15 protein-coding genes and 1 tRNA gene are annotated in these 17196 nt (G+C 71.5%); 4 read left to right on the forward strand and 12 right to left on the reverse strand.

Annotated elements, in window-relative coordinates:
- Nucleotides 1-251 precede the first annotated feature (251 nt).
- Nucleotides 252-324 (reverse strand) — tRNA-Arg (locus RWH43_RS15440).
- A 14-nt stretch (nucleotides 325-338) separates the two neighbouring features.
- Nucleotides 339-1124: an NRDE family protein gene (locus RWH43_RS15445; protein WP_154097502.1), complete on the reverse strand. Its 786-nt coding sequence runs from the start codon at nucleotides 1122-1124 to the stop codon at nucleotides 339-341.
- A gap of 221 nt (nucleotides 1125-1345) precedes the next feature.
- On the opposite strand from RWH43_RS15445, the gene coaBC reads away from it, so the two are divergent.
- A complete protein-coding gene (gene coaBC / locus RWH43_RS15450; protein WP_316001885.1) occupies nucleotides 1346-2566 on the forward strand; it encodes a bifunctional phosphopantothenoylcysteine decarboxylase/phosphopantothenate--cysteine ligase CoaBC in 1221 nt (406 codons plus the stop codon).
- A 140-nt stretch (nucleotides 2567-2706) separates the two neighbouring features.
- Here coaBC and RWH43_RS15455 read toward each other — a convergent pair whose 3' ends face one another.
- The 5 genes from RWH43_RS15455 to RWH43_RS15475 all read right to left on the reverse strand — a co-directional run bounded on the left by RWH43_RS15455 (nucleotide 2707) and on the right by RWH43_RS15475 (nucleotide 10861).
- A complete protein-coding gene (locus tag RWH43_RS15455) occupies nucleotides 2707-4143 on the reverse strand; it encodes a DUF2510 domain-containing protein (protein ID WP_316001886.1) in 1437 nt (478 codons plus the stop codon).
- A gap of 64 nt (nucleotides 4144-4207) precedes the next feature.
- Entirely contained in the window at nucleotides 4208-7726 is a 3519-nt protein-coding gene (locus RWH43_RS15460; protein ID WP_316001887.1) for an error-prone DNA polymerase, read from the reverse strand.
- A gap of 66 nt (nucleotides 7727-7792) precedes the next feature.
- On the reverse strand, nucleotides 7793-9337 hold the full coding sequence (locus RWH43_RS15465) for a DNA polymerase Y family protein (protein WP_144833945.1): 1545 nt from the start codon (nucleotides 9335-9337) through the stop codon (nucleotides 7793-7795).
- Nucleotides 9337-10065, reverse strand: a complete 729-nt coding sequence (imuA', locus tag RWH43_RS15470; RefSeq protein ID WP_437127395.1) for a DnaE2-dependent mutagenesis accessory factor ImuA' — start codon at nucleotides 10063-10065, stop codon at nucleotides 9337-9339. Before imuA' ends, RWH43_RS15465 begins: the two co-directional genes overlap by 1 nt.
- A 115-nt stretch (nucleotides 10066-10180) precedes the next feature.
- Nucleotides 10181-10861, reverse strand: a complete 681-nt coding sequence (locus tag RWH43_RS15475; RefSeq protein WP_144833941.1) for an SDR family NAD(P)-dependent oxidoreductase — start codon at nucleotides 10859-10861, stop codon at nucleotides 10181-10183.
- Nucleotides 10862-10962: 101 nt separating this feature from the next.
- Between RWH43_RS15475 and RWH43_RS15480 the strand changes: the two genes are divergently transcribed.
- Nucleotides 10963-11802: a helix-turn-helix domain-containing protein gene (locus RWH43_RS15480; protein WP_144833939.1), complete on the forward strand. Its 840-nt coding sequence runs from the start codon at nucleotides 10963-10965 to the stop codon at nucleotides 11800-11802.
- 34 nt (nucleotides 11803-11836) lie between these two features.
- Here RWH43_RS15480 and RWH43_RS15485 read toward each other — a convergent pair whose 3' ends face one another.
- From RWH43_RS15485 to RWH43_RS15495, 3 genes are all read right to left on the reverse strand, one after another.
- A complete protein-coding gene (locus tag RWH43_RS15485) occupies nucleotides 11837-12334 on the reverse strand; it encodes an HNH endonuclease (protein WP_144833937.1) in 498 nt (165 codons plus the stop codon).
- Nucleotides 12335-12675: 341 nt separating this feature from the next.
- Complete coding sequence (locus RWH43_RS15490) at nucleotides 12676-13503, reverse strand: M23 family metallopeptidase (protein ID WP_230705368.1); 828 nt, start codon at nucleotides 13501-13503, stop codon at nucleotides 12676-12678.
- Nucleotides 13504-13851: 348 nt separating this feature from the next.
- Nucleotides 13852-14550 (reverse strand): iron-dependent transcriptional repressor DtxR, encoded by a 699-nt coding sequence (locus RWH43_RS15495; protein ID WP_230705367.1) that lies wholly within the window; start codon nucleotides 14548-14550, stop codon nucleotides 13852-13854.
- 99 nt (nucleotides 14551-14649) lie between these two features.
- On the opposite strand from RWH43_RS15495, the gene serC reads away from it, so the two are divergent.
- Entirely contained in the window at nucleotides 14650-15771 is a 1122-nt protein-coding gene (serC, locus tag RWH43_RS15500; RefSeq protein ID WP_230705366.1) for a phosphoserine transaminase, read from the forward strand.
- 65 nt (nucleotides 15772-15836) lie between these two features.
- Here the strand turns inward: serC and RWH43_RS15505 are convergent, their stop codons facing one another.
- Both RWH43_RS15505 and RWH43_RS15510 read right to left on the reverse strand, forming a co-directional pair.
- Complete coding sequence (locus tag RWH43_RS15505) at nucleotides 15837-16436, reverse strand: DUF3027 domain-containing protein (RefSeq protein WP_316001888.1); 600 nt, start codon at nucleotides 16434-16436, stop codon at nucleotides 15837-15839.
- The gene (locus tag RWH43_RS15510) at nucleotides 16420-16803 is read right to left on the reverse strand and encodes a cold-shock protein (protein ID WP_144833929.1); all 384 of its coding nucleotides are present in this window, start codon (nucleotides 16801-16803) and stop codon (nucleotides 16420-16422) included. The genes RWH43_RS15505 and RWH43_RS15510 overlap by 17 nt, the downstream gene beginning before the upstream one ends.
- Before the next feature lie 107 nt (nucleotides 16804-16910).
- Here RWH43_RS15510 and RWH43_RS15515 point away from each other — a divergent pair, with 107 nt between their 5' ends.
- Nucleotides 16911-17195, forward strand: a complete 285-nt coding sequence (locus RWH43_RS15515) for a multidrug ABC transporter ATPase (protein ID WP_144833926.1) — start codon at nucleotides 16911-16913, stop codon at nucleotides 17193-17195.
- Nucleotide 17196 lies beyond the last annotated feature (1 nt).

Raw genomic sequence — 17196 nt, forward strand, 5'->3', positions numbered from 1 at the left:
AGGAGGCAACGGGCGGGTCCGAGAGATGACGCGGGGGCGGCCGTCGTGATCGACACGCGCGCTCATCCGACCGCGGCACGTCCCCGGCGCCCGCGCGGCGGCCCGTGGGGGCAGTTCGGGCGGCGGAGGATGACCGGGCACAGGAGGACCTACCCGTCCCGCGAGATCCTCCGCCGATCGGATCTCCTCCCGCGGCGCGACCGCGCAGACGACGCCGGCGACGAGCACCCGCGCGCGGCGAGGAAAAACGGTGCCCCCGACAGGATTCGAACCTGCGACGCCCGCGTTAGGAGTGCGGCGCTCTATCCCCTGAGCTACGGAGGCGGGGCTTTTCCAGCCTACTGCGCGGTGCGGGGCGAGGCCGTCGCACGCGATCCGGCGCCCGCGTCGTCGGAAGAGAGCGGGCGGATGCCGTGCCGCAGGCCCTCGATGAGACCGTCGTCCCAGGTCCCCGGCTCGGCGGGGGTCGCCTGGCTCAGCTCGACGCCGGCCGGACCGATCGTCGCCGCGCACACCAACAGCGACTCGAGCACGTGCCCGTCGTGCTCGTCGCGGCGCAGCACCGATGCCGACGGATCGACGGTGGAGGCCTCGACGACGTCGAGCCACGGCATCCACCATTCCGATCCCTCGGCGAGGCCCGCATCGCGGAACGCCTCGAGCCAGCGCGCGATGCGCGGGGTGCCAGGGTCGTCGACCGCGTGGTGGGCGATCATGTGGGTCCCGGGGGCGAGGGTCGTTCGTCGCGCGATAAGGCCGTCCCACTCGACGAGGTGCGCACCGTCAGCGTCGACCTCGACGAGGTTGAAGCCGCGCGTGCGAGGAGCGTCCGGGATGCCGGCGCCGACCGCATCGAGGGGGATGCTCCCCCGGCTCATCACCTCGTCGTCGCGGCGGGCCGAGAGGTCTTCGCGGTTCAGGAGCACCGCGAGTCGCCCGGCGTCGGGGTCGACGGCCAGCCAGGCGCCGCCGGCGCGGTCGTCGCGCACGCCGAGCACGCCGGGACGCTCGGGCCACCAGGCGCCGAGGCCGCGCCACGGACGGTCGCGGTCCTCGTCGCGGACGGCGAGGAGACGCACGGGCTCACCCGCGCGGTCGGGGACGTCGATCACGACCGTGCACATTCCGTCAACGCTACTCGCGGGCGGAGGGGCGGGGCCGTTCGCGCTTGAGCCTCAGACGTGAGCGCCGCCCCTCGTGCGTCGCCGCTCACGCCACCCGCAACGTCACGAGAACAGGAGGAGTCACCGGAACAGGACGATCGGCTCTATCAGCCTGTTTCCGTGACATCTCCTGTTCTGGTGACGCGCCACCGGCCGCGTGCACGACCTGGGAGACTGGGGCGATGTTCGTCGTCGTCGGAGTCACCGGGGGAATCGCCGCCTACAAGACCGTGAGCCTCGTGCGGCTGTTGGTGAAGGCCGGGCACGATGTGCACGTGGTCCCCACCTCCGATGCGCTGCGCTTCGTCGGGCTGCCGACGTGGGAGGCGCTGAGCCGCAATCCCGTGACCACCTCGGTGCACGACGACGTCGCGAAGGTGCGGCACGTGTCGCTCGGCCAATCGGCCGACCTCGTCATCGTCGCCCCCGCGACCGCGAACACCCTGGCGTCGATGGCGGCGGGATTGGCATCCGACCTTCTCGGCACGACGCTGCTGGCGACGACCGCTCCCGTCGTGGTGGCGCCGGCGATGCACACCGAGATGTGGCGGCATCCGGCGACCGTGCACAACATGGAGGTGCTGCGTGCGCGGGGCGTCCACGTCGTGGGGCCCGCCGACGGCGTGCTCACGGGAGGCGACTCGGGTCCGGGTCGCATGTCGGAGCCCGAAGAGATCGCCTCGGCCGCCCTCGCCCTCGTCGCGCGGTCGGGCGACCTCGAGGGTCTGGCGGTCGTCGTGAGCGCGGGCGGCACTCGCGAGCCCATCGATCCCGTGCGTTTCCTCGGCAATCGGTCGAGTGGTCGCCAGGGCGTGGCGATCGCCCACGCCGCCGCCGAGCGCGGGGCGCGCGTGACCCTCGTCGCCGCTCATCTCGATGGCGTCGTGCGGCCCGGACCGGGCATCGAGGTCGTCGGTGTCGGTACGGCCGACGAGCTCGGACGGGCGATGGATGCCGCTGCCCCCGACGCCGACGTCATCGTCATGGCGGCCGCGGTCGCGGACTACTCCGTCGCGTCGGTGTCGGACACCAAGTTGCGCAAGCAGGACTCCCCCGGCGCTCTGACCCTCGAGCTGCGCGAGAACCGCGACGTCGTGGCAGGGCTGGTCGCGAACCGCCGCGCGGGGCAGACGATCGTCGCGTTCGCCGCGGAGACCGTCGGCAGTGATGGCGAACTGCTCGATCGTGCCCGGGCGAAGGCCGCACGCAAGGGCGTCGACCTGTTGGCCGCGAACGCGGTCGGGTGGACGCAGGGTTTCGAATCGACGCAGAACGCCCTGGTGATCGTCGACCGTGACGGAACCGTGGCCGCCGAGGTGGCCGGGTCGAAGGACGACACGGCGCACGCTCTGCTCGATGCGGTGCTGGCAGCGCGGGCGGGGCAGACGGGGCTGTCGGGCTGAGCCCGCCCGGTACGCGACCGGGGCCGGTCCGCCGTGCGGCGAAGTGGCGCGCGTGGGGCCGCACGGCACCGAGACCGGGTTCAGACGCAAGCGAGGCCGGGCCCGCCTTTCGACGAGTCCGGCCCCGGGTGCGTGGCGGGTCAGTAGCCGTACATGTATTGCAGCTCCTGAATGACCGCGAACACCTGGCCCAGGATCATGACGAGCCACACGCTGCCGATGATGAGCGTGACGACGGTGACCGCGATGGCCGCCCACACGGGCGCGAGCCCCGATCCGGTGCGACGACGCAGCACGACGCCTCGACCGATGATGTAGACGAGCCCGGTGCCGATGGCGAGGACCGTGAAGCTCCAGGCCCAGTGGAACGGACGGTCCACGCCCCGCGCGCGCAGCTGACGCCAGTCGAGGAAGGCGAACAGCACGGTCAAGGCGGCGAGGACGAGGCTCACGACACTCGCCACGATCGTCACGAGCGAGCCCGCCATCGACGGACCACCCATGCCTCCGGAGGCCAGGTCGGCGTAGACCGAGTCGCGGATGTACGACCCCCAGTCGAAGAGGAACAGGCTGAGGACGCTCACCAAGGGGAGCGCGACGATCAGCCAGATCCAGACGGTGTTGGTCTTGATGTCGCGGCGCGGGGCGGCGTCGTACCCGGCGGGCGTCGAGGCGGGGTAGGCAGGGGCGTTCGGGTATCCGGGTGCGGAGCGGTATGCGGGGGTCGAGCCGTAGGCGGGGGCGGAGGTCGGCGTCGCGCCGTACCCCGGAGTCGCCCCCGAGCCGGCAGCCGCGCCGTATCCGGGTGCGGCGCCCGAGCCGGACGCTGCGCCGGAGTCCGTGGAGGAGCCGTGGGCCGAAGCGACTCCCGCTGCGGCAACTCCGCCCACCGCGCCTGCGGCGGCGGCCGCCGCAGCAGAACCGCTCGAGCCGTGCGTCTGAGCCGACTCGTGCGCACCCGTCTCGCCCGGCGCCTCGACGGACGCCTGACGGTCGACCGAGCCGAGCGGATCCGGGTTCACCCTGTCGGCATCCGAGTCGTGGGAGTCCGCCGCCACGGAGTGGTCGTCGTGACCGCCAGCGCCGTATGCGGCGGCGTCGAGACCGGCAGCAGCGCCGACCGCGTCGTGTCCAGCGGCATCGTGGCCGCCCGCGTCGTCGTGACCGAGGGCGTCGTCGCCGACAGCATCGTGTTCGACAGGACCGCGCTCGGCGACATCGCCGGCTGCGTCGTGACCGGCGGCGTCATGCCCGGCTGCGTCGTGCTCGGCGACATAGCCGGCTGCATCGTGACCGACAGCATCGTGCCCGGCGACATCGCCGGCTGCATCGTGACCGGCGGCGTCGTAACCGGCTGCATCGCGCCCGACAGCATCGTGCCCGGCAACATCGCCGGCGACGGCCGCATCCGCGCGGTCGTCGTGCGCGGCGGCATCCGCCCCCTCCGTCGAGGCGCTCGACGCGCCGTCGGCGGAGCGCACCTCGTCGGTCCAGGAGGTGCCGTTCCAGCGGCGCAGCCCGCCGCCGCCGGCGGGGTCGGGGTACCAGCCGTCGGGCGGAGTGGAAGTGTCGGTCATGTCGTTTCCCCTGTCTGGTCGGAACGAACCACGGTGGGCCCGAGTCTAGTGACGCCCTCCGACGTCACCGGAAGTCGCGCGAGGCGTGGGCGACACCGACGCGCAGATCGGTGAATCCGTCGGCCACCACGTTCGTCACCCCCTCGACCGAGCGCTCGAGCATTCCCCGCACGATCAGGGCGGGCGACTCGCGCGCCACGCGGCGGTACCTGTTCCACACCCCGACCGAGCAGATGATGTTCATGAGCCCGTGCTCGTCTTCGAGGTTGAGGAAGGTGATCCCGGATGCCGTGGCCGGCCGCTGACGATGAGTGACGAGCCCGGCCACCTCGATGCGACGATCGGTCTCGAAGGTGCGCAGTTCGCGGGAGGTGAGCACTCCGCGCGCATCGAGGGCCGAACGGAAATGCGTCATCGGATGGTCGTCGGCGGAGAGCCCTGTCGCCCAGAGGTCGGACGCGAGGATCTCGTAGCTCGACGGGTCGGTGAACAGCGGAGGCTGCACGGCCACGAGGGAGTCGGGCAAGAACTCGGGGCGGTCCAGCGCCGCCGAACCCGACAGCCAGATCGCCTCGCGACGCGTGTGCCCGAGGCTCTCGAAAGCGCCCGCCGTGGCGAGGGCCTCGAGTTGGGCGGTGACCAGCCCCGTGCGCCGCACGAGGTCGCGCAGGTCGCGGTACGCGCCGTTTCGCTCGCGCTCGGCGACGATGCGCTGGGCCACCTTGGCGCCGATGCCGGTGACCCCCGCGAGTCCGAGGCGCACGGTGAATCCGCCGTCCCGCCGGTGCGCGAGCGTCTCATCGGGTTCCGACGGATCGAACTCCCCGGTGGGTGGCTGCTCCGCGTGCGCGCACGCGTCGAGCCCGGTCGGTGCGGGCCGGCTGCGGGCGGCGGTACCGCTGATCCCCTCCGACGCCGCTCTCGTCGCGGCATCCGGTTCCGCCTCGAACCGCACCCCCGTGCGAGCGTTCGCCCCCGCGCTCGCCTCCACCCCGTCGACGGCCTCGAGCGTCGCCTCGACCCCCGAACGCAGCAGGTCGGGGCGGCGCACGACCACGCCGTGTCGACGTGCGTCGGCGGTGAGCGTCGCCGGCGAGTAGAAGCCCATGGGCTGGGCGCGCAGGAGTCCCGCGAGGAAGGCCGCTGGATAGTGCAGCTTGATCCACGAACTGGCGTACACGAGCAGAGCGAACGACAGCGAGTGCGACTCCGCGAAACCGAAGTTCGCGAACGCCTGGATCTTGGCGTACAGCTCGTCGGCGACCTGCCCGACCAGGCCGTTCTCGGCCATGCCGGCGTAGAGCGTCTCGCGCAGGGAGTCGATGCGCTCGAGCCCGCGCTTGGACCCCATCGCCCGCCGCAGCAGGTCGGCGTCTTCGGCCGAGCAGTTGCCGATGGCGACGGCCATCTGCATGAGCTGCTCCTGGAACACCGGCACGCCCATCGTGCGCGCGAGCACCGGTTCGAGCTTGGGGTGCACGTAGGTGATGGGTTCTTGTCCGAGCTTGCGCCGCACGAACGGGTGCACGGCCCCACCCTGGATGGGCCCGGGGCGGATGAGCGCGATCTGCACGACCAGGTCGTAGAACTTTCGCGGCTGCAGGCGCGGCAGCAACCCCATCTGGGCGCGGGACTCCACCTGGAACACCCCGATCGAGTCCGCCCGGCAGAGCATGTCGTACACCGCCTTCTCTTCCTTCGGCAGTGTCGACAGCTCCCAGGACTCGCCCGTGGCGTCGCGGATCAGGTCGAAGCAGTACTGCAGCGCCGCGAGCATGCCCAACCCCAGCAGGTCGAACTTCACCAGCCCCATCCACGCGGCGTCGTCTTTGTCCCACTGGATCACCGTGCGGTTCTCCATGCGGGCGTGCTCGATGGGCACGACCTCGCCCACCGGACGATCGGTCAGCACCATGCCCCCGGAATGGATGCCGAGATGTCGGGGGGCCTTGAGCAGTTCGGAGGCGAACTCGATGACCTGGTCGGGGATGTCGTGGTCGGCTCCCGACTCGAGCGTCGCGCCCCAGCGCTCGACCTGCTTCGACCAGGCGTCTTGCTGGCCCGGGGAGTGCCCGAGCGCGCGCGCCATGTCGCGCACCGCGTTCTTGGGGCGGTACTGGATGACGTTCGCGACCTGTGCCGCCCGCTCGCGTCCGTACTCGCCGTAGACCCACTGGATGATCTCTTCGCGACGGTCGGAGTCGAAGTCGACGTCGATGTCGGGCTCCTCGTCGCGCAGGCTCGACAGGAACCGTTCGAACGGCAGCTTGTAGAAGATCGAGTCGACGGCGGTGATGTCGAGCAGGTAGCAGACGGCGCTGTTGGCCGCCGAGCCGCGGCCCTGGCACAGGATGCCGCGCCGTCGCGCTTCGGCCACGATGCCGTAGACGATGAGGAAGTAGCCCGGGAAGTCCTTCATCTCGATGACCTCGAGCTCGCGCTCGATGCGCCGTCGATCGTCGTCGGACAGGTTCGGGTACTTGCGGGGCACGGCCTCCCACACCAGATGACGCAGCCACGACATGGGCGTGTGCCCCTCGGGCACCTTCTGCTTCGGCAGTGCGGGCTTGGCCCGACGCAGCGGGAAGGCGATCTCGTCGGCGAGCGTCACCGTCCGCGCCACCGCCCCCGGATACCGGGCGAAGCGCGCCGCCATCTCGACCCCCGAGCGCAGATGCGCGCCCGCGTGCGAGGGAAGCCACCCGTCGAGTTCATCGAGGCCCCGATTCGCCCGTACCGCGGCCACCGCTGCGGCGAGCAGCTGCTTCTGCGGGGCCGCGTAGTGCACATTGTTCGTCGCGAGCGTCGGGAGCCCTCTCTCTGCGGCGAGCGCGGCCAGCACGTCGTTGCGACGCGAATCGAGCGGGTCGCCCTGGTCCATGAGCTCGACGTAGACCGACCCGGGGCCGAACAACCGCACCAGGGTGTCGAGCTCGCGGGCGGCACCGGTGGGGCCCTCGGATGCCAGCGCCAGGCGCACCGCGCCCTTGCGGCATCCGGTGAGCACCGCCCACTGCGAATCCTCCGGCCCGCCGGCGCGCGCGGCGAGGTCTTCGAGGTCGTAGACGGGACGCCCCTTCTCGGCACCGGTGAGTTGCGCGTGGGTGATCGCGGCGGCCAGGCGGTGATACCCCTCTTCTCGACGGGCGAGCACGAGCAGGTGGGATCCTTCGGGGTCGGCCTCGCCGTTCTGCGGGCCGGTGAGCCCGAGGGAGAGTTCCGCCCCGAACACCGTCTTGACCGCTCGGGCCTCGGCCGCCTCGGCGAAGCGGACGATCCCGTAGAAGCCGTCGTGATCAGTGAGGGCGAGCGCGTGCAGGCCGAGGCGCTCGGCCTCTTCGACGAGTTCTTCGGGCGAGGAGGCGCCGTCGAGGAACGAGTACGACGAGTGCGCGTGCAACTCGGCGTACGGAACGGCGTCGGCGGGGCGCTCGATCGACGGCGGCACGTAGGCGCCGCGCTTGTGCGACCAGGCCGGGCTGTCTCCGCCGTCGCCGTTGGTCGGCGTGCCGGTCGGGCGTCGGGCGTCGCTGAGCATGCGCTCGAGCTCCGACCACTTCACCGGGGGGTTGTTCCAGCCCATCAGCGCACCCCTGCCCCGCGCGTGCACCCGGGCGCGACAGGCGTGACGGCCGGGACGGATCGACCCTCAGTCATAACGCCCCTCCGCTCGCCACTCGCCCTCTTCGACGACCAGCAGCCACGCGCCGCCATCGGCGTCGACCACCTGGAAGCGGTGGGCGCGCCGCGCGCGCAGGGGGTCCCACCCGCGTTCGCTGATGGGCCACGGACCTGCCCACTCGCTGATGCGGCGGCGTTGCCCGGCGGTCTCGAGCACCGCCGGCGGAGCGCTGAGCACGTCGCGCTCGCCCACCGTGACGGAGGCGCCGGCGATGTCGGTGACGCCGACCGGTCGGGGTTCGGGGTAGACGACGGCCGGCAGGGGGTCGGGGAGGCTGCCGGGCCACGGCCGGGCGCGGTCTTTCGCGGTGATCGCCCTGTCGCCCCACGGCACGAGCACCTGACGCTCGGCGAGCCAGCGCCCGCCGCCGATGACGGGGGTCACCACCCCGCGGTGGCCGAGCATGGCCTGTACACGCGAGAGGGCGTGGTGCACGCGCTCGTCGGGGCCGGCGCCGAACAGCCCCTTGGCGTGATGGGCGGCGGCGTCGACGGCTTCGGGCTCGATGTGCACCCCGGCCACCCCGCTGCCGAAGATGCCCTGGGCGTCTTCGGCCAACTGCCAGCGCACGCGATCGACGACACCGGCGGCGTCGAACGACCCGGGGTGCAGCCATACGCGTTCGCTGCGCTCGCCTCGCTCGCCCGTGAGCACGACCCGCAGTTCGGTGCAGACCAGATCGTGCGCTCCCAACTGCGCGATGAACTCTTCGGCCGCGACGCGCATGCCGAACGCGATCTGGTCGGCGAGCTCGAGCGGGGGTTCGAACGCCACCTCGCGGTGCAGCTCGGGCGGGGGCGTGCGCGGCTGCACCGGTTGGGAGTCGAGCCCCGCGGCCAGGGCGTGCAACCGCACGCCGCGTTCACCGAAGCGCTCACGCACCCGCTCGACGGGCAGGGCCGCGAGAGCGCCCAGCGTGTGCACGCCCAGACGCGAGAGGAGGCTGCCGAATTCGTCGTCGTCGAGCGTGGCGATCGACAGGGGCGCGAGGAACACCCCCGCATCTCCGGGCGCGACGATGCGCACCGGGTCGTCCGCGGCGGCGGACCGGGCCGCGTGCTCGGCCGTGAACACGCCGTCGGCCACGCTCGCCCGCACCCCGGAGAACCCCTCGTCGTCGAGCAGGCGGATGAACATGCGCGCCGCCTCGGCCTCGCCGCCATAGTACCGCGCCGGCCCTCGGGACCGCAGCGCGCACAGACCGGGCCGCACGATCTGCACGCCGGGCGCCCGCTCTTCGATCCGCGCGACGACGGGGGCGAACGCCCGCGCATCGCGGACGGGATCGGCCGCCACCACCTGCAACGTCGGGCACAGCGCCTGGGCGTCGCGACGCTTCTGCCCGCGGCGCACGCCCTGTGCGCGGGCGGCCCACGAGCAGGCGACGACGAGGTTGTTGGCGAACACCGCCACCGCGGCATCCGGTTTCGGCGGGGTGGTGGCCTCGTGCGCGAACGCCGTGATGGGCCAGTCGGGGAACCACAGCACCAGGCTGCGCGTGGGCGCCTGCATCAGCCGACCGCCCGCGCACGGAAGGCGTCGCGTTCGCGCGAGACGAGCCGCTCGGCGGGGGCGCCCAGCAGTTCGATCGATCCGTCGGCGGCGGGGAGCAGCATGCGGGCCCGCCGCGCGTTCGGCGAACGGCGGCTGCTCACCGACACCGTCAGCTCACGACCCGCCAGGTATCCGTGGCCCTGCCCGAGACCCGACCACCGGGGGTCGGCGACGTCGATGACCGCCTCGGCCTGGGGCCACTCCCCCTGCACGAGCAGCACCGACCCGCGATCGCGCAGACGCGCGGCCAGGCGCGTGGTCTCAGCGCCCCCGCGTGCGGCGGAGGAGCCGGCCGGGGGCCGGACGGCGACGACCGGCAGCACCTCGGTGATCGTCGCCGTCACCGCGAGCCAGCGCGGCCCGGGGTCGGGGATGAACACGAGCCGATCGAGGTCGAGCCCGTACTTCTCCGCCGCCTCGGCGCCGAGCTCGGGCATGCCGATGACCCCGCACCAGGCGCCGTCCTGCGAGGGGCGCGCCATGAGCGCCAAGAGCAGCGACGCCGAGCGGGCGAGGGAGTACGCCGACCCCGACCGGAGCCCTCCGCCGGGCAGCAGCGAGGTGAACGCGGGATGGGTCGGCAGTACCGGGGCGTCCATGCGCCGCCCCTGCATGCGCTCGAGGCGATCGCGCAGCGCATGGATGTCGGGTACGGCCTGTACCTGGTCTCGCATGATCGCCCTCACTCCCACAGGTTAGAACATCTGTTCTATCGCCTCAATCCCTGTGGCTCGAAGATACGATCGACCTCCGACATCGGCCCCGAGCGGGGGTCGCACCCGCCCGGCACCCCGCGTGCCCTCAGTACGCGATCCGCCCGGTGCGGTCGTGGAACTCCCCGCTCGGACCGTCGCGATCGATCAGGGCCAGGGCGACGGTGGCATCCGTCCCTTCGGTGATCGTCTGGTGACCGCCGAATCCGTTGAACGCCGTCGCCGTATAGCCCGGGTCGGAGGCGTTCACCCGCATCTCGGGCAGGTTCTTGGCGTACTGCACCGTCAGGGCGATCACGGCGGCCTTCGACGCCGCGTAGGGAATCGACGGGACGCCGAACTCGTCGTGCCCCGGCGTCGTCAGCCACCGGGTGAACCCGACTCCGGACGCCACGTTGACGATGACCGGGTTCGCCGAGCGGCGCAGCAACGGCAGGGCCGCCTGGGTCAGGCGCACCACGGCCATCACGTTCGTGTCGAACACCTCGGTCATCGCCGCGACGTCGAGGTCGTCGACGCCGTGGGAGGTGCCGAGCACGCCCGCGTTGTTCACGAGCACGTCGAGGGCGGGAAGGGTGGCGAACGCGGCATCCACGCTCGCCTGGTCGGTCACGTCGAGCTGCACGGCGTGAGCGCCGAGCGCCCGGACGTCGTCGCCCGTGGCGAGGTCGCGCATGCCGGCGTAGACCGTGTGGCCGGCGTCGATGAGGCGCCGGGCGGTCTCCAGGCCCAGGCTGCGGTTTGCTCCGGTGATGAGTGTCGTCGTCATGACCTCATCCTGCGCCCACCGTCGCGGCCGCCCCAGGTACGGGACGACGGGGGGTCCACCGGTACCAGGATCCCCGGCGCGCACGGGACCATGATGGAGGGATGAGCGAGTTCGCCAGCGTGCTGCGGTCGTGGCGCGAGCGCGTCCGGCCCGAGGAGGTCGGCCTCCCCGCCGGACCCGGGCGCCGCACGCAGGGCCTGCGCCGCGAGGAGCTCGCGGCCCTCGCCGGGGTGAGCGTGGACTACGTCGTGCGGCTCGAGCAGGGGCGGGCGACCCATCCGTCGGGGCAGATGCTCGGCGCCCTCGCGACGGCGCTGCGGCTCACAGCAGCCGAACGCGACCACCTGTTCCGGGTCGCCGGCAGCGCCCCTCCCCCGCGCGGCCTCGTGCCCCGGCACATCACCCCGGGCGTCCAGCGGCTGGTCGACCGCCTCACCGACGTGCCCCTCGCGGTCTTCACCGCCGCGCACGACCTCCTGCTGTGGAACGCCCTCTGGGCCGCGTTCGACGGCGATCCCCTCCGGCGCACCGGGCTCGAGCGCAACGTCGTCTGGCGTCACTTCACCCAGGGCCACGAGGGGATCGCGTGGGATGCCGTGCACGACGAGGAGTTCGCCCGCGACCTCGTGGCCGATCTGCGCTCGGCGCTCGGTCGATATCCCGCCGACCGATCGCTCGTCGACCTCGTCGCGCGCCTGCGCCGCGACTCCCCGGAGTTCGAGCGCCGGTGGGATTCCGCCCACATCGCCGAGCACCGCAGCAGCCGCAAACGCGTGCGCACGGCGGTCGGCGAGATCGAGGTCGACTGCGACGTGCTCAGCGTGCCGGGCAGCGACCTGCGCGTCGTGGTCTACACGGTGGCCCCGGGCACTCCGGATGCCGACCGCCTCGATCTCCTGCGCGTGACCGGTCTGCAAGACCTCGCTCCCCTGCACGCCTGAGCGTTCGGGGAGGGGATGATCCCGGATGCCGTGGTCAGGCCGCCAACGCCAGGTACGGCTCCCACCGCGGGTCGCTCTTGTCGACGCCGCGAACGGTCCACGAAGAGCCGTGCGGGGGCGCCGGAACGAGCCGGAGCTCCCACCGCATCTCTTGCGGGGTGCGGTCGCCCTTGATGTTGTTGCAGGCCAGGCAGCACGCCACGAGGTTCTCCCACGTGTCCTTGCCGCCGCGCGAGCGGGGCATGACGTGGTCGATGGTCGATGCCGCCTTGCCGCAGTATCCGCACCGGTGCGCGTCGCGCCGCAGCACGCCGCGGCGTGTGACGGGGACGCGACGGGCTCCCGGAACCCGCACGTAGCGGGTGAGGATGATCACGGCCGGGCGGTCGTACTCGCCGGCGGCCGCCCAGACGGGGTCCTCCTCGATGCGTTCGACGACGGTGGCCTTCTCGTTCATCACGAGCACGAGGGCTCGCTTGAACGACACGACCGCGAGGGGCTCGTAGCCCGCGTTCAGCACCAGTGTGCGCATTCCGTTTCCTCTCGAATGGCCGAGACGGCTTCTCGGATGTTCGACTCGTGACGAGGAGGGCACTCAGGGGTATGAAAAAAGGCGCTGTCTAGGCAGACAGCGCCTTCGAAGTCGCGGCGAGGCCGCGGCATCCGAACACACGATGCCGAAGAACGAGCAGCCCGAGCGCATCCATGGTGCGGATGCGCGGGCTGGTGTTCATCGGTCTTCCCTTCGGTTCTTCCGACGTCGCTGACAGGCTAACCCACCACGACACGCCCGGGGTCGGCCACTCGGGGAAACAGAAGACGGCGTGTCGGAGAACATCGTCTCCGACACGCCGTCTCGCGTGATGGAGGGGCTCAGCCCGCGTTCTGCTGCAACCAGGCGTAGGGGTCGACGACCGAGCCGTTGATGTGCACCTCGAAGTGCAGGTGGTTGGCGGTCGAGCTGCCGGTCGAGCCGACGAGGCCGATGACCTGGCCTGCGGCGACCGTCTGACCCGCCTGCACCTGACGGGTGCCGTAGGTCATGTGCCCGTAGGTGGTCGAGACCTTCTGGCCGTTGATGACGTGCTCGATGACGATCGCGACGCCGTAGCCGCCGTAGCTCTCCTGCGAGACCTTGACGACGCCGGCGGCGGCGGCGAAGATCGGCTGCCCCTGCGGCGCGAGCAGATCGACGCCCTGGTGGTAGCCGGAGTCCCACAGGCCACGGCCCAGCTTGTAGCTGGTGAGGGGCCAGCGCACCTCGCCGGAGCCCGGTGCGGTCATGTTGAGGTCGACCGACACGGAGCTCGACGAGCTGCTGCTCGACGCCTTCGACGCGTTGGCGGCCAGCTGACGGGCGCGCTCGGCGGCGGCGGCCGCGGCGGCCTCTTGATCCTTCTTCTTCTGGATCTCTTCGGCGGTGGTTGCCGAGTAGCTGCTGCGGTCGAGCGTCGCGGCGGTGGAGTCGGACGCGACGACCAGCGACTGGTTGTCGGGAGCCGACATCTGCTGGAGCGTCACGGTCTCGGCGGCCGGCATGGTCGCGGCGTACGCGGGGATCGCGACCGTCGCGACGAGGCCGGCGACCATCGACAGGATCACGGCACTGCGCACGGGCTTGCCGAACCGGCGCTGCGACGACGCGCTGCGCGCGGGTGCGGTGCGGGCGGCGGGTGCGGCCGCGGTGATCGAGGTGACCACGGGACGCTTCGCTGACGGCACGACGGCAGCGGCACGGGTGCTCTTGCGTGTGGGTCCGGTCGCGGGGACCTCGGGTAGGTCCGCAGCGGGATCGGTGTTTTCAGCCAAAGTTCCTCCGGCGCCTCTGCGCGATCACCCGGGGGCGGTCACGCTGGCTCGTCAGCACTCGAATATGGGGCACGATGTGCGGGCTTCACCCTCTGCAGACGACGAGCCGATGAGGCAAAACCGCGAGGGGTCCGACGGCGGGCTTCTCGCCTGTGGACCTTCGAAGGCTACCCGAAGATAACGAACATGTCACGCTTCCGAAGGCGTGCACGGCGGATGCTCGGGTAAGGGCGCCCCCGATCACGCCTCGGCGACGAGGAAGATGTGCGAGGCCACCTCGACGGGCAGCTCGAGGCCTTCGTCGACGCCGTCCATCTGCACGAGCACGTAGCCCTCGTTGAAGCGGTAGTCGCCGTGGGCTCCGGGCAGCACGCCCGCGGCCTTCAACTGCTGCAGCAGCTCGGGGTCGACCTGCGCGGGTTCGGCGAGCCGGCGGACCGTGCCCGAGATGGGTCCGCCCGCGTCGGTGAGTTTGCGGACCAGGCCGACCACGCCGTCGTCGAAGGTGACGCTGCTGGCGTCACCGAGCTGGTCGAGTCCGGGGATGGGGTTGCCGTACGGCGACTCGGTGGGGTGCCCGAGCAGCTCGACGAGGCGACGCTCGACCTGCTCGCTCATGACGTGCTCCCAGCGGCAGGCCTCGTCGTGCACGTAGGCCCAGTCGAGGCCGATCACGTCGCTGAGCAGACGCTCGGCGAGACGGTGCTTGCGCATGACGTCGACGGCCTTCTGGCGGCCGGCGTCGGTGAGCTCGAGCCGGCGGTCCTCCGACACGACGACCAGACCGTCGCGCTCCATGCGCCCGACCGTCTGCGAGACCGTCGGCCCGGAGTGCCCCAGGCGCTCGGAGATGCGCGCCCGCAGGGGCACGATCTTCTCCTCCTCGAGCTCGAGGATCGTGCGCAGGTACATCTCGGTGGTGTCGATCAGATCGGTCATTCAGGTGTCCTCGATGTCGCGCGGCAAGTCCTCCCAGCCTACCGACCCCCTCCGACATGAGCGCGGGCGGGCCCGGAGGCTCGCCCTAGAATCAGTGCCATGCCGCACGTGGAACTCCCCACCGATCTCCTGCCCGCCGACGGCCGCTTCGGGTGCGGCCCCTCGAAGGTGCGCGGTGCGCAGCTCGAGGCGCTCGTCACCCGCGGGGCGTCGATCCTCGGAACCTCGCACCGTCAGGCGCCCGTGAAGAACCTCGTCGCCAGCACGCGCGCGCGTCTTGCACAGCTGTTCCGCCTGCCCGAGGGCTACGAGATCATCCTCGGCAACGGCGGGTCGACGGCGTTCTGGGACGCCGCGGCGTTCGGCCTGATCGAGAACCGCAGCCAGAACCTCGTGTTCGGCGAGTTCGGCGGCAAGTTCGCTTCGGCCGCCGCGGCGCCGTGGCTGCAGGCGCCCGACGTGCGCCGCGCCGAGCCGGGCACCCGCACGGTCGCCGAGGCCGTCGAGGGCGTCGACGTCTACGCCTGGCCCCACAACGAGACCTCGACGGGCGTCTCGGCCCCCGTCCAGCGCGTGAACGCGGATGCCGGTGCGCTCACCGTCATCGATGCGACCAGCGCCGCGGGCGGCATCGACTTCGACGTCACCCAGGCCGACGTCTACTACTTCGCCCCGCAGAAGAACCTCGGCTCCGACGGAGGCATCTGGTACGCCGCCGTCTCGCCCGCGGCGATCGAGCGCATCGAGAAGATCGCGGCATCCGACCGCTACATCCCCGAGTTCCTCAGCCTGAAGAACGCGGTCGACAACTCCCGCCTGCAGCAGACGCTCAACACCCCCGCCCTGGCGACCCTGCTGCTGCTCGACGAGCAGCTCGGCTGGATCCTCGACAACGGCGGCCTTGAGTGGGCGGCCGCGCGCACGGCGGAGTCGTCCTCCGCGTTGTACGAGTGGGCGGATGCCAGTGCGGTGGCGACCCCCTTCGTCGCCGACGCCGCCGACCGCTCGCCCGTCGTCGTCACGATCGACTTCGACGACAGCATCGATGCGAGCGCGATCGCGAAGAGCCTGCGCGCGAACGGCATCGTCGACACCGAGCCGTACCGCAAGCTGGGCCGCAACCAGCTGCGCGTGGCGACGTTCGTCTCGATCGAGCCCGACGACGTGCGCCGCCTGATCGGGGCCATCGACTACACGATCGAGAATCTGCCCGGCGCCTGACGCCACGAACGACGAACGACGAAGGCCGTCCCGCATCGCGCGGGACGGCCTTCGTCGTTCAGAGGTCAGTAGCTGCGGTCGCCCTCGTCGCGGTCGTCGTCGTCCGCGTCGTCGACATCGAGGGTGTCATCGTCATCGTCATCGTCGTCATCGCCCTCGTCGTCCGCCTCAGCGGCCGGAGCGTCGAGCTCGTCGATGTCGACGCCGTCGAGGTCGCCGGCGTGGAAGCGCGCCTTCGGCTCCTCGTCGTCCTCGTCGTCGTCTTCTTCGTCCTCGTCGGGATCGTCGCCGTCGTGATCGTCGTCGTCACCGTGGTCGTCGTCGGTCGCGGCGGCCGCGACCTGCGCCGCCTGGTACTCGGCGAGTCGCGTGGCCCACGGCACCCAGTCGGGAGCGAGCAGCGCTCCGTCGCCGGGCAGCAGTTCGACTTCGAGCGCGGTCGGCTCGGAATCCTCGACGACCGCCACGCTGACGGTCCAGAACCATCCGGGGTACCCCGAGAGGCGCGTGTGGAAGCGCAGCGAGACGACACCGTCGTCTTCGAGCGCGTAGTCGGCGGCGGGGCCGATGGTGTCGGCGGGGGTGATCTCGCGCAACGCGGACAGCGCGAGATCGTGGGCGCCGGTCAGGCGCTCGTCCGCGGCCGACTCAGGCTTCGAAGTCATCGGCGACCTTGCGCAGGACCGCGGCGATCTTCTGGGCGTGCGGGCCGTTGGGGTAGCGACCGCGACGCAGATCGCCGCCGATGCCGTCGAGCAGCTTCACGAGGTCTTCGACGATGATCGCCATGTCGTCGGCGGGCTTGCGCGAGCGCTTCGACAGGCTGACGGGGGCGTCGAGCACGCGCACCGAGAGCGCCTGCAGACCGCGCTTGCCGTCGGCCACGCCGAACTCGAGGCGGGTCCCGGCCTTCGGGCCCGGGGTTCCGGCGGGCAGAGCCGTGGCGTGCAGGAACACGTCCTGGCCGTCATCGGTGCTGATGAAGCCGAAGCCCTTCTCGTCGTCGTAGAACCTGACCTTGCCGGTGGGCATGGACACCTCGCTGGATGAGTGCGCGGATCGCGCGGCGGAACACGGGAGCCGATCGGATCCCGGTCTTCCAGCCTACGGCACCGCCGCCAGGCAGTAGGCTGAGCCCGATGAGCACCCGCACCTCCGGTGGCAGCACGCCGGGCGACGACATCCCCGTCCGCCGCATCGACCGCATCCTGACTTTCATGTCACTCGGCCTGGTCGTCGTGTCCATCGTGTGCTTCTTCATCGTGATCCTCGCGCAGCCGCTCGGAGTCAGCGACTTCACCCAGGGCGCATGGCCCCTGATCGTCGTCCTCCCGCTGTTCGCCCTTCCCGTCGGCTTCGCGCTCATCATCGCTCTGCTCATCATGAATTTCGTCCGAAAGGGCCGGGCCAACAGGGCCCGATGAC

Source organism: Microbacterium algihabitans, from assembly GCF_032464975.1.
Taxonomy (GTDB): domain Bacteria; phylum Actinomycetota; class Actinomycetes; order Actinomycetales; family Microbacteriaceae; genus Microbacterium; species Microbacterium algihabitans.

Excerpts from the sequence above, each read along its gene's own strand:
- RWH43_RS15445 (WP_154097502.1), bottom strand. The coding sequence starts at position 1,124 with ATGTGCACGGTCGTGATCGACGTCCCCGACCGCGCGGGTGAGCCCGTG.
- coaBC (WP_316001885.1), top strand. The coding sequence starts at position 1,346 with ATGTTCGTCGTCGTCGGAGTCACCGGGGGAATCGCCGCCTACAAGACC.
- RWH43_RS15455 (WP_316001886.1), bottom strand. The coding sequence starts at position 4,143 with ATGACCGACACTTCCACTCCGCCCGACGGCTGGTACCCCGACCCCGCC.
- RWH43_RS15460 (WP_316001887.1), bottom strand. The coding sequence starts at position 7,726 with ATGGGCTGGAACAACCCCCCGGTGAAGTGGTCGGAGCTCGAGCGCATG.
- RWH43_RS15465 (WP_144833945.1), bottom strand. The coding sequence starts at position 9,337 with ATGCAGGCGCCCACGCGCAGCCTGGTGCTGTGGTTCCCCGACTGGCCC.
- RWH43_RS15475 (WP_144833941.1), bottom strand. The coding sequence starts at position 10,861 with ATGACGACGACACTCATCACCGGAGCAAACCGCAGCCTGGGCCTGGAG.
- RWH43_RS15480 (WP_144833939.1), top strand. The coding sequence starts at position 10,963 with ATGAGCGAGTTCGCCAGCGTGCTGCGGTCGTGGCGCGAGCGCGTCCGG.
- RWH43_RS15485 (WP_144833937.1), bottom strand. The coding sequence starts at position 12,334 with ATGCGCACACTGGTGCTGAACGCGGGCTACGAGCCCCTCGCGGTCGTG.
- RWH43_RS15495 (WP_230705367.1), bottom strand. The coding sequence starts at position 14,550 with ATGACCGATCTGATCGACACCACCGAGATGTACCTGCGCACGATCCTC.
- serC (WP_230705366.1), top strand. The coding sequence starts at position 14,650 with ATGCCGCACGTGGAACTCCCCACCGATCTCCTGCCCGCCGACGGCCGC.
- RWH43_RS15505 (WP_316001888.1), bottom strand. The coding sequence starts at position 16,436 with ATGACTTCGAAGCCTGAGTCGGCCGCGGACGAGCGCCTGACCGGCGCC.
- RWH43_RS15510 (WP_144833929.1), bottom strand. The coding sequence starts at position 16,803 with ATGCCCACCGGCAAGGTCAGGTTCTACGACGACGAGAAGGGCTTCGGC.
- RWH43_RS15515 (WP_144833926.1), top strand. The coding sequence starts at position 16,911 with ATGAGCACCCGCACCTCCGGTGGCAGCACGCCGGGCGACGACATCCCC.